Origin of the sequence: Inquilinus ginsengisoli (assembly GCF_050434925.1) — a bacterium.
GTDB classification, from domain to species: Bacteria; Pseudomonadota; Alphaproteobacteria; order DSM-16000; family Inquilinaceae; genus Inquilinus; species Inquilinus ginsengisoli_B.
This window is the reverse complement of sequence record NZ_JBNDJK010000001.1, coordinates 6,957,498-6,968,754: the sequence shown is the minus strand read 5'-3', so window position 1 is coordinate 6,968,754 and position 11,257 is coordinate 6,957,498. Positions and strand designations below refer to the sequence as shown.

Genomic DNA, 11,257 nt, shown 5'->3' with positions numbered 1-11,257 from the left:
GTCTAAGAAAGACCTAGCAGGGAGGGGAGCGGCGATCGTGGCCGACAGGATCATCTTGCGGGAAGCGGAGATGCTGCATGACGGCATCCGGGGCGTGCCCCCGGGCGCCGGGCCGATCCCGCTGGACGACGTGGCGGCGCAGGGCTGGCACCCGGCCGAGGGCACCATGTCGCTGCCGGTGCTGACCCTGGACCAGGACGCCTTCGCCGGCAACCGCGCGCTGATGCTGCGCTACGCGGCGGAGCAGGGGGCGGCGATCGCCCCGCATGCCAAGACGCCGATGGTGCCGGCGCTGGCGGCCTCGCTGGTCGAAGCCGGGGCCTGGGGCACGACGGTGGCCGACATTCGCCAGGCCGCGGTGATGCTGCGCGCCGGGCTGAACCGGCTGCTGCTGGCCAACCAGGTCGGCGGCCCGGGCGGCGCGCGCCGCCTGGCCCGGCTGCACGAGGCCTATCCCCGGGCCGAGATTTACGCCTTCGTCGATTCCCCCGAGGCCGCCGCGGCGCTGGACGCCGCCTGGCGCGAGGCGCGGCTGGCGCCGCTGCCGGTGGTGGTCGAGGTCGGAACCGGCCGGGCCGGCGCCCGCGACGTGGCGGCGGCGGAGCGGGTGATCGCAGCGGTCCAGGCCAGCGAGGGCCGGCTGCGCCTGGCCGGGGTCGGCGCCTATGAGGGCGCGGCGGCGACCGGGGATGCGGAGCGGACCCGGGCGGCGATCGCCGACCTCGCGGCGCTGACGGCCGAGGCGTTCGGCAAGGTCCGCGCCGCCGCCGGGCCGCAGGCACCACTGATCCTGACGGCCGGCGGCTCGGTTTATTTCGACATGATCGTGCAGCATCTCGGCCCGGTGGCCGCCGCCGACGGCCGCGCCCGGCTGGTGCTGCGCAGCGGCGCGATCTTCTTCCACGACCACGGCATCTACACGCGCGGCCTGGCGGCACTCGACGCCCGGCAAGGCTTCCGCCTCGGCGGCGCGGTGGCCAGCGCGTCGGACGGGTTTCGCCCGGCGCTGCGGCTCTGGGCCGAGGTGCTGTCGCGCCCGGCGCCGGGCCTGGCCATCTGTGGCATGGGTATGCGCGACGTCTCCTTCGACCAGGACCTGCCGATGCCATTGCGCCTGCACCGTGATGGCCGCCCGCTGGCGAGCTTCGCCCGGCCGGAGGAGGCGCGGGTGATGAAGCTGAACGACCAGCATGCCTTCCTGGTGCTCGGTGCCGGCAGCCCGGTCGCGGTCGGCGATGTCATCGAGTTCGGCATCTCCCACCCCTGCACCTGCCTCGACCGCTGGCGGGTGATCTGGGGCATCGACGGCCAGGGCCGCGTCCAGGCCGCCTATCCCACCAGTTTCGGCTGATCCGGCCATGGTCTTTGCCATCGCCCCGCCGTTCGCCGCTGAGACAACGTTGTCATAGCCATAGGTTGCCGCTCCGCCTGCGGCGGCGCCCCGAGGACCGAGATGCATACGGGTCTGTTCCACACCATCGATTTCGACGCCGACGGCCGCGTCCTCGACCATCTGGGAATACCCTTCTCGGTCGACCGGTCGCCCTATTTCCACGTCAAGGTGCCGGTCGCGCGGATCAGGAACGGCGACGGCCCCAGCGTGCTGCTGATGGCCGGCAACCATGGCGACGAATATGAGGGCGAGTTCGCTTTGGCCCGGCTGATCCGCCGGCTGGACCCAGCCCGGATGCGGGGCGCGGTGACCATCCTGCCGATGGCCAACGCGCCGGCAGTGCGGGCGTCGAAGCGCTGCTCGCCGCTCGACGACGGCAACCTCAACCGTGCCTTCCCGGGCAACCCGGACGGCACACCGACCCAGCGCATCGCCGATTTCCTCGAGCATGAGCTGTTCCCGCGCCACGACGTGGTGTTCGACCTGCATTCCGGCGGCACCTCGATGGCGCATCTGCCCTGCGCCCTGATCGAGCGCCATGCCGAGCCGGCACGGCAGGAGCGGGCGCTGGCGCTGATGCGGGCGCTGGGCCTGCCCTGGGGCTTCATCGCCGACAACGGATCGGCGGCGCCGACCTCGATGGGCGCCGCGGCGCGGGCCGGCATCATCGGCCTGTCCGGCGAGTTCGGCGGCGGCGGCACGGTGACGCCGGCGACGATGCGCGGGGCCTCGGCCGCGATCGACGCGCTGCTGCTGGCGCTCGGCATCATCGACGCGCCGCTGCTGGGCCCGGCGCCGGTGGCGGGGCCGATGCGCCTCCTGTCCCTGGCCCGGCACGGCCAGGCGATCTACGCCACCGCGCCCGGCTGGTTCGAGCCGGCGGTCGAGGTCGGGGCCGAGGTCCAGGTCGGGGACCTGGCCGGCTGGATGCACGACCTGGACCGGCTGGAGGTGGCGGAGGCGCCGCTGCGCTTCGGCGAATCCGGCGTGGTGATCTCGCACCGGTTGCACAGCCGGTGCGAACCGGGCGACTGTCTGATCCAGGTGGCCGAGGTGCCGGATTCCGGCCGGTGACCGGCGTGAGCCGCGGGGCGACGAAGAGGGGCGGATGACGGATTCGGAGAAGCGGCCGGCCCGCATCGACGAGGTCGCGCGCATTGCCGGGGTGTCGCCGATCACCGTCTCCCGCGCCCTGCGCCAGCCGGAGAAGGTGGCGGAGGACAAGCGCCGGCGGATCCAGGCCGCGATCGAGCAGACCGGCTACGCGCCGAACCAGGACGCCATCCGCCTGCGCTCCGGCGGTCGGCCGGCGGCGGCGACGTTGGCAGCGCCGTCGACCCTGGTCGCCGCCTTCGTCTCCAACATCGCCAACCCGCAATTCTCCCGTGCCGTGCGGGCCTGCGCCGATGTGCTGGAGCCGGTGGGCTACCGGCTGATGGTGGGCGAGACCGCCTATTCCTATGCGCGCGAGACGGCGATGATCCAGTCGCTGCGCGACCTCAGGCCGGCGGCGGTGCTGTTCACCGGCGTGATTGAGCTGGAGGAGAACCGCGAGGCGCTGCGCTCGCTCGGCGTGCCGGTGATGGAGACCTGGGCCTATCCGCAGGACCCGATCGACATGCTGGTCGGCTTCTCCAATTTCGACGGCGGGCGGCTGGTGGGTGAGCATTTCGGCGAGCGCGGCTATCGCCGCATCGCCTATGTCGGCCGCGGCGGCGGCCGCGGCGTGCTGCGGCTGCAGGGTTTCAAGGAGGGCTTGGCCAAGCACGGGCTGCGCCCGGCGGCGGAGCTGTCGGTCGACGGGCCGGCCGGCCTCGCCGAGGGGCGCAAGGCGATGGCGGGGCTGCTGGAGCAGGGCGAGCCGCTCGACGCGGCCTTCTTCGGCAACGACTTGCTGGCGATCGGCGCCTTGTCCGAGGCGCGGCGCCGCGGCCTCGCCGTGCCGGGCGACCTGGCGGTGGCCGGCTTCGGCGACATCGAGCTGGCGGAGGCGTTGGAGCCGGGTCTGACCACGGTGCGGATCGACAGCGACGACATCGGCCGCCGCGCCGGCCGGATGCTGCTGACCCGCCTCGGCGGCGGCGCGCCGGCGCGCAGCATCGAGCTGGTCGACCTCAGCCTCGTGGTCCGGGCGAGCGGGTAGGGGGGCGGACAGGGGACCGGCAGCCTGTCTCATTCGGAAGCGGTATCCGGTCGATCCTGCAAATCCGCGGCACAGTATGCGAGACTCCGCGGGTCGGTTTGGAGAGTCCGATGCGCGTCAGTCGAATTGACGACAAGGCGAAACGGATGCTCGGTTGGCTCGTCCAGTACTCCGTTGCTGGACTGCATACGCGCAAATTCTTCTCCGACCGGGCGTTCGGCAGCTCGGCCCGGGCCAAGGCCGCGGCCGAGGCGTTCGCCATGAAGGATCTCGAAGAACACCGGCAGATCAGATCGCTGCGCAGAATGCTGATCCGGCGCAAGAACACCCCGCACGGCATCCCGGGGGTCTCGCGCTATGCTCGCCCGCAGGGCACGACCGCCTTCTGGGTCGCCTATTGGACCCAGGACGGGGTACGGCACCAGAAGAAGTATTCGATCCTGCGCCATGGCGAGCGCGAGGCGCGCGAGCTGGCCTTCGCCACCCGCGCCGAGATGACCGCCGGCAACCTGGAGCGGCTGGCCGAGCTGCTCGAGATCCACGCGCCCGGCCGGTCGGCAGCGGCCGATCAATCATCGCCGCGGATCGGCTCCCCTGTGCCGGTGAAAGGGAGTATCGGACGACGAGGAGTGCGCAGGCCTTCCTGAGTCGTCGTGCAGGTGAGCGGGCCGTCAGCGACATGGTGCCGGCGCCGGTGAGTACCACGAAGGACGTATGGCTATTCGGAATTCGGGGAAGCTGAACCCCGTATCGGGCGCGCGACAGGGCAGGGGATGTACCATTGGGCCAGTCGCGATCGCCCGGGCAATGAGTCATCGTCCAGCAGCCCGCCGGTGAATTTCCCCTGCCAGGTCACCATCGGATGGGCCCGGGAGAAGGCGCCATGGGGGCTTGGCCGACGCATGGGGGCGCCATCTCGATCCAGCAACGGCGAGGAGGTTCGGTGAAATCACTGGCCGATGATGGGACCAGCCTCGGGCGTGAGCCGAACCCTATGCGCCGGGGCGCCGCCCGCCACGCGGTGGCGGTCCTGCTCGGCTTCGCTGTGGTCGGCTGCTCCACGCTGGACGACCTGGGGCTGGGCTGGGGCGATGCCGCTTCAGCCGAAGCGCCGCAGGAAGCTGCCACAATCATTACGCCGCAGGCCGCGCCGGCGGTCCCGGCGCCCGTCGTCAGGGCGGCCGCAGCATCGCCAGAGATCCCGGACGGTGACCCGGCAGCCCAATTGCAGCTGCCGGACAACGCTTCTCCCGAACTGCGCGATCTGGCGCGCAAGGCCATCGCCGGCGACGCGAACGCCGAGTATGGGATCGGCACCACCTTCGCCCAGGGCGTGGGCGTGCCGCAGAGCTACGAGCACGCCGCCTACTGGTACCGCCGCGCCGCCGACCAGGGCAAAGCCGATGCCGCCTATGCGTTCGGCTTTCTATGGGAGCAGGGTCTCGGCGTGCCGCGCGACGCGAGAGAGGCGATGAACTGGTTCCGCAGGGCCAGCGTCACCGGCAATCCGCGCGGCGCGTATGAGGTGGGCCGCCTCTATGAAGCCGGCGAGCTCGGGCCGCCCAACCCGGTGATGGCCGCCGGCTGGTACCGGATTGCAGCCAAGGCCGGCGACGAGCAGGGGAAGCAGGCGCTGGCGAGGCTGCAAGCGGCCCTGGAGGCCGGGCGTCTGGCACCGGCCCAGACCACTGCGGCCGCCGAGAGCCCGCAGCAGGTCCCGGACAATCGAGCGGCCCGGGTGCCGGCGCCGGCCGGCCCCAGCCAGATGGCAGCCATGTCTCCGCCGGCCGCGACCGCCGCGCAACCGGCAATCGCGCCTGACCGACCGGCCAACAGCGCCCAGATCAGGGAAATCCAGCTGCTTCTGGGGAAGCTGAACCTGGATGCCGGTCGGGCCAATGGCCGGCTCGGGCGCAAGACCCGGGCCGCCATCGCCACCTTCCAGCAGAGCCACGGCCTGCCGGTCACGGGGCGGCCCTCGGCGGCGCTGCTGGAGGCGCTTCGCACCGCCGCCGAACTGCCTCGCTTCGATTGACCGGGGCGGTCGGGGTGCCGGCCCTTCAGACCGCATTGATGACCCGCCACCGCATACTCCCGCGGCACCTTCCCCACCGTTCGACCCGGGTGGCGGCGAAGCGGGGATCAGCCTTGGTTGCCCTCCTGGTCGGCGGCGACCAGGCGGCTGGCGCCGGAGAGGTCGCCCAGCTTCTGCCCGGCCTGGGCGCGGGCCTGCCGCTCGGCGATCCGCGCCTCGCGGACGATCGCCTCGTCGGCCGCGGCCTCGGCCTCGCCGGGCGGCAGGACCAGCACGCCGGTGGCGTCGGCCAGGACGGCGTCGCCCGGCAGCACCGGGACGTTGCCGCAGGACACCGGCAGGTTCAGCGCCCCGCCCAGGTCGTTCAGCCGGGTGGTGATCGCCGAGGCACCGCGGCACCAGACCGGCAGCCCGGCCTCGCGGATCTCCTCCGGGTCGGTGCAGGGTCCGTCGAGCACCACGGCCACGGCGCCGGCCCGCTGCGCCGCCCGGGCGACGCCGCCGCCGAGGCAGGCGTGGCGGTCGTCGCCGAGCCGGTCGATCATCAGCACATCGCCCGGCCGCAGCAGGCCGATGGCATGGTGCAGCAGGGTCGAATCCGTGCCCGGGATCGCGACCGTGACGGCGGTGCCGACCAGCGTGCCGCGCACCGGCTGCAGCGGCGCGATGCTGCGGTGCACGAAGCCGCGATGGCGGAAATGGCCGATCGTGGCGATCTCGACCCGCGCCAGCTTCTCGGCCAGGGCCGGGGCGATCTGCGGCGGCACGGCGCCGATCTCATACTTTCTCATGCAGCCTCGTTCCTTCCGGCCCGGCGGCGTCCCGGCCCCAGTCGCGGCCAGGCACGGCCGACAGCAGCTCGCGCGTATAGGCCTCGCGCGGGGCGCCGAAGAGGGTGGCGGGCTCGCCCCCCTCGACGATGCGGCCCTGGCGCATCACGGCGATGCGGTCGCAGATCCGGCTGGCCACGCGCAGGTCGTGGGTGATGAACAGCATGGCGAAGCCGAGCCGCTGCTGCATCTCCGCCAGCAGGTCCAGGATCTGGGCCTGGACCGAGACGTCGAGCGCCGAGACGGATTCGTCGGCGATCAGCAGGTCCGGCTCGATCGCCAGCGCCCGGGCGATGCAGATGCGCTGGCGCTGGCCGCCGGAGAACTCGTGCGGGAACCGGCCGGCCGCCTCGGCGTCGAGGCCGACGGCCTGCAACAGCTTCAGGGCCCGGTCCCGCGCGCCGTCCCGGTCGAGGCCGTGGATCACCGGCCCCTCGGCGATCGCGGCGCCCACGCTCTGCCGCGGGTCGAGCGCGCTGTAGGGATCCTGGAACACGATCTGCACCCGCCGGCGCGCCGCCCGCAGCGTTTTGCCCTTGAGGGCGGAGAAGGAACCGGCGGCCAGCACGATGTCGCCGCGCTCGGGCTCGATCAGCCGGATGATGCATTGCGCCAAGGTGGATTTGCCGGAACCGGATTCGCCGACCAGCCCCAGCGTCTCGCCGCGGCGGATCTCGACATCGACGCCATCCACCGCCTTGACGCTGCGGCCGCCGCCGAACAGCCCGGATTTGCGGAAGGTCTTGGCGATGCCTTTGGCCGAGACCGCGACCGGGCCCAGCCCCGGCCGGGCGCGCCGCGGCTCCAGCTTCGGCACCGCGGCCAGCAGGTCCCGCGTGTAGGCCGCCTCCGGCCGGCGCAGCACGCGATCGCGCGGCCCTTCCTCGACCAGCCTGCCGTTCTGCATCACCGCGACCCGGTCGGCGATCTCGGCGACCACGCCGAAATCGTGGGTGATGAACAGGATGCCGGTGCCGTGCCGCTGCCGCAGGTCCAGCATCAGCCGCAGGATCTGCGCCTGGGTGGTGACGTCGAGCGCGGTGGTCGGCTCGTCGGCGATCAGGATGGCGGGGTCCAGCGCCAGCGCAGTCGCGATCATCACGCGCTGGCACTGCCCGCCGGACAGCTGGTGCGGATAGCTGTGATACAGAAGCTCCGGGTCGGGCAGGCGGACCTCGCGGAACAGCGCCAGCACGCGCTCGCGGATCTCGGCCGACGATAGCTTGGTGTGCAGCCGGAAGGTCTCGGCCACCTGGTTGCCGACGCGGTAGATCGGGTTCAGCGCGGCGCTCGGCTCCTGGAAGATCATGGCGATGCGGCGGCCGGCCAGGTCGCGCCGCTCCCGCTCGGAAAGGGCCAGCAGGTCACGGCCCTCGAACAGCACGCGGCCGCTCGGCGCCGGGAGGTTGGCCGGCAGCAGCCCCATCACCGCCAGCGCCGTCATCGACTTGCCGGAGCCGGATTCGCCGACGACGCACAGGATCTCGCCGCGGCCGAGCGCCAGCGACAGGTTCGAGACGGCATCCAGCCGCTCCGCCGCCGGCGGCAGCGGCACGCGCAGATCCTCGATGGCGAGCAGCGGCGTCATGCCGGCGCCGTCTCGACCCGGCGTGGGTCGCAGCGGTGGAAATGGGCGACGAAGCGGGCGGTGAAGCCGACGATATGCTCGACGATGCGGGCGCCGATCGCGGCGTCGGCCAGGGTCGGGTCGCCGCCCAGCATGCCGTCCGGATTGACCTCGGTGACGTCGAGCGGCATCTGCACCGGCAGCCCCTCGAAGCTGACCGCGGCGACGCCGTCGGTCGGCAGGCCGAAGGCCTGGGAGGGCGTCGCCGGGCGGACCAGGTCGGGCCGCATCAGCTCCGGGAACAGGTGCAGGTAGACCGAGGTCAGCGGGTCGCCGCCATGGCCGCGGGCCTGGCTGGCCTTGTCGCCGTGCAGCTCCCGCCACAGCTCCGGCGGTATCAGGCGCCAGATGTTCAGGGCCGCCACCGCCACGCCGCGCTGGCGCCGCAGGCGGCGCAGCGTCTGGTCGATCAGGGGCGCGTTCGAGCTGTGGCCGTTGAACACCACCAGATGCTCGATGCCGTGGTCGAGGAAGGCGGTCACCGTGTCCTCCAGCACGGCCGAGAAGGTCTCGGCACGCAGCTGGACGCCGCCCGGCACAGTGCGGAAGAAATCGGCATAGCCGAAGGGGACGGTGGGGGCGGCGATCGCATCCGCCGCCTCCGCCGCCAGCACCGACAGCCGCTCGGTCAGCATGAAGTCGCCCATCGGGGCGTGCGGGCCCTGCTCCTCCTGGCTGCCGAAGGGCAGCAGGACGACCGGGCTCTCGGCCAGACGCTCGCGGAACTCCACGAAGGTCATGTCCTTCAGGGCGTGCTTGCGCAGCGGCATCGGTCTCAGCCCAGCTTCAGGTAGCCGCCATACAGGCGCATGTCGCTGTCGCCGATCGGTGTCCACTGGATGTCGCCGCGATGCGCCCAGTTGTAGACGCTTTTCCACAGGTAGAAGCCGGGCGTGACCCGCTGCCACTCCTCGGACAAGGCGAGATAGGCCGCCTTGCGCTTCTCGAACTCGATCTCCTTCTCGAAGGCACGGCCGAGCTCGACGAATTTCTCGGTCGGCGTCCAGGTCTTCCAGCTCGCGGTGGAGCGGGTGGCGGTCGGGCCCCAGTCCAGCCACAGCGGCTGGTACGGGTCGCCCGGGATGAAGTCCGAGCTCATCGACATGTTCATCAGGTGATAGGGGCGGCGGTAGACCAGCTCGAAATTGTCCAGCACCTGCGCCTCGACATTGACGCCGATCTCGCGCCACTGCTCGACCATCACCTCGGCCGCAGCCTCGTAGTTCGGATAGAACTGCCGGGTGATGTGCCACAGCAGCTTCTGGCCGTCATAGCTGGTCTCCTTCACCAGCGCCTTGGCCCGCTCCGGATCGTAGGGCAGCTTCGGCTTCAGGTCGGGGTCGTAGAACTTGCCGTATTCCGTGAAGTTGAATGGCACCGCCGGGTGGAAGGTGCTGTCGCCGAACAGGGCCGTGACGATCTCGTCCATGTTGACGCCCTGGACCATGGCGTAGCGCAGCTTCGGGTCGACCAGCGGATTGTCCGGCGGGTCGGGCAGGGTGTTGAAGGCGAAGGCCGGGTAGTTCTCGACCTGGCGCCGGACCAGCTTGACCTCGGGATAGCCCGCCAGCGTCGGCTCCTGGTCGGTCGGGATGTTGACGATGAAGTCGAACTCCTTCGACACCAGCCCGGCCAGGCGCGCCGCGAATTCCGGCACGATCTTCCACACCAGCTGCTTCGCCGGCGGCGGGTCGCCCCAATAACCGTCGAAGGCGTCCAGCACCATCACCTCGCCGGAGCGGAAGGTGGTGACCTTGTAGGGGCCGGTGCCGATCGGCGCCTGGCCGAAGCGGTCGACCCCGACCTCGAGATAGTATTTCTTCGGCACCACCAGGCCGATATTGCCGGTCAGCTTGCCCGGGACGTTCGGGTCGGGCGTCGCGGTCTCGATCTCGATGGTATGGGGGCCGGTGGCCTCGACCCGCTTGAAGCCGGCGGTGAAGGTTTTGCCGCGCGGCTCGAACGGCTTCGGCCCCCACAGCCGGTCGGCGCCGAGGGTGAAGGCGACGTCCTCGGCCGTCATGTCCGTACCGTCGTGGAACTTCACGCCCTGGCGCAGCTCGATGGTCCAGACCGTGCCGTTCCGCTCCCACTTCGTCGCCAGCTTCGGCTGCAGCGCCAGGCCGTTCGGGTCGGAGAGGTAGTCGCGCTCAATCAGCGCCTCGTAGAAGTTCGGGAAGATCCGGTTCGAGGTGGTGCTGAGGCCGTTGATCGGCGACATCGTCTGCCACAGGTTGTCGACCGCGATGGTCAGCACCGGCCGGTCCGCCGCCCGCCCGTATCGCAGCGGCGTCGCCAGCGAGACGGCGCCGGCGCCGAGCGCCAGCTTGCCGAAACCGCGTCTTGTGAACATCGAAGCCTCCTTTGCTTGTTTGGTTCGGGTCTCAGGCGGTGCGGACGCGCAGCATCGGGTCCAGCCGGTCGCGCAGCCAATCGCCGACGATGCTCATCGACAAGGTGACGGCGAAGATCACCAGCCCGGGCCAGACCGCGATCCACCAGGCGCTCGACAGGTATTCGCGGCCGTCGCCGAGGATCTGGCCCAGGCTGGTCATCGGCGGCTGGATGCCGAGGCCGAGGAAGCTCAGCGAGGTCTCGAGCAGGATGATCTGCGGGAAGTTCAGCGTGACCTGGACGATCAGCGCGCTCGCCACATTCGGCAGGATGTGCCGCAGATACAGGCGCATCGGCGAGGCGCCCAGCGCCACCACCGCCTTGGCATAGGGCTGGCTGGCGGCGGACAGGACCACGCCGCGCGCCAGCCGGGCGTAGGATTCCCAGCCATGCAGCCCCATCAGGATGACGAACAGCGTCAGGCTGTTGCCGAAGAAGGCCAGCAGGGTCAGCGCGATCAGGATGAAGGGCAGGGACGCCTGGAAGTCGACCAGCATCATCAGCGTCTCCTCGACCCAGCCGCGGAAATGCGCGGCGATGAAGCCGATGGCGCAGCCGACCACGGCGCCGATCACCGTGCCGGCGACGGCGACCGACAGCGACATCTGCAGCCCGCCGACCAGCCGGGCCACCATGTCGCGGCCGAGCCGGTCGGTGCCGAGCAGATAGCGCGGGTCGCCGCCCAGGAATGCCGGCGGCTTGAGCCGGGCGAGCAGGTTCTGCTGGGTCACGCCATAGGGCGTCAGCCAGCCGCCGAACAGGGCCGCCAGCAGCGCCGCCGCCAGGATGGTGAACGCCGCTGCGAGGAGCCAGGGGAAGCGCCGCATCGCCCGGC

General features: G+C 71.3%; 10 protein-coding genes. 5 read left to right on the top strand and 5 right to left on the bottom strand.

The features are described from left to right. The first annotated feature begins 37 nt into the window (after positions 1–37). From QFZ27_RS32855 to QFZ27_RS32835, 5 genes are all read left to right on the top strand, one after another. A complete protein-coding gene (locus tag QFZ27_RS32855) occupies positions 38–1,351 on the top strand; it encodes a type III PLP-dependent enzyme domain-containing protein (protein WP_429230668.1) in 1,314 nt (437 codons plus the stop codon). 102 nt (positions 1,352–1,453) lie between these two features. Continuing rightward, on the top strand, positions 1,454–2,467 hold the full coding sequence (locus tag QFZ27_RS32850) for a succinylglutamate desuccinylase/aspartoacylase family protein (protein WP_429230667.1): 1,014 nt from the start codon (positions 1,454–1,456) through the stop codon (positions 2,465–2,467). Positions 2,468–2,501: 34 nt separating this feature from the next. Further along, entirely contained in the window at positions 2,502–3,536 is a 1,035-nt protein-coding gene (locus tag QFZ27_RS32845; protein ID WP_429230666.1) for a LacI family DNA-binding transcriptional regulator, read from the top strand. A 146-nt stretch (positions 3,537–3,682) separates the two neighbouring features. Continuing rightward, positions 3,683–4,183: an AP2/ERF family transcription factor gene (locus QFZ27_RS32840; RefSeq protein WP_429230665.1), complete on the top strand. Its 501-nt coding sequence runs from the start codon at positions 3,683–3,685 to the stop codon at positions 4,181–4,183. Positions 4,184–4,479: 296 nt separating this feature from the next. Beyond that, positions 4,480–5,571, top strand: coding sequence for a peptidoglycan-binding protein (locus QFZ27_RS32835; protein ID WP_429230664.1), 1,092 nt, complete (start codon positions 4,480–4,482; stop codon positions 5,569–5,571). Between the two features lie 107 nt (positions 5,572–5,678). Here QFZ27_RS32835 and QFZ27_RS32830 read toward each other — a convergent pair whose 3' ends face one another. Genes QFZ27_RS32830 through QFZ27_RS32810 form a run of 5 tightly spaced genes read right to left on the bottom strand, consistent with a single transcriptional unit; the run spans position 5,679 to position 11,249 of the window. Further along, positions 5,679–6,362 (bottom strand): RraA family protein, encoded by a 684-nt coding sequence (locus QFZ27_RS32830; protein ID WP_429230663.1) that lies wholly within the window; start codon positions 6,360–6,362, stop codon positions 5,679–5,681. Further along, positions 6,349–7,989, bottom strand: a complete 1,641-nt coding sequence (locus QFZ27_RS32825; protein WP_429230662.1) for an ABC transporter ATP-binding protein — start codon at positions 7,987–7,989, stop codon at positions 6,349–6,351. Before QFZ27_RS32825 ends, QFZ27_RS32830 begins: the two co-directional genes overlap by 14 nt. Continuing rightward, positions 7,986–8,798: a creatininase family protein gene (locus QFZ27_RS32820; RefSeq protein WP_429230661.1), complete on the bottom strand. Its 813-nt coding sequence runs from the start codon at positions 8,796–8,798 to the stop codon at positions 7,986–7,988. Before QFZ27_RS32820 ends, QFZ27_RS32825 begins: the two co-directional genes overlap by 4 nt. A 5-nt stretch (positions 8,799–8,803) precedes the next feature. Then, positions 8,804–10,381 carry an ABC transporter substrate-binding protein gene (locus QFZ27_RS32815; protein WP_429230660.1) on the bottom strand — a complete coding sequence of 526 codons (1,578 nt, stop codon included), beginning with the start codon at positions 10,379–10,381 and terminating at the stop codon, positions 8,804–8,806. Positions 10,382–10,412: 31 nt separating this feature from the next. Further along, complete coding sequence (locus QFZ27_RS32810; RefSeq protein WP_429230659.1) at positions 10,413–11,249, bottom strand: ABC transporter permease; 837 nt, start codon at positions 11,247–11,249, stop codon at positions 10,413–10,415. Positions 11,250–11,257 lie beyond the last annotated feature (8 nt).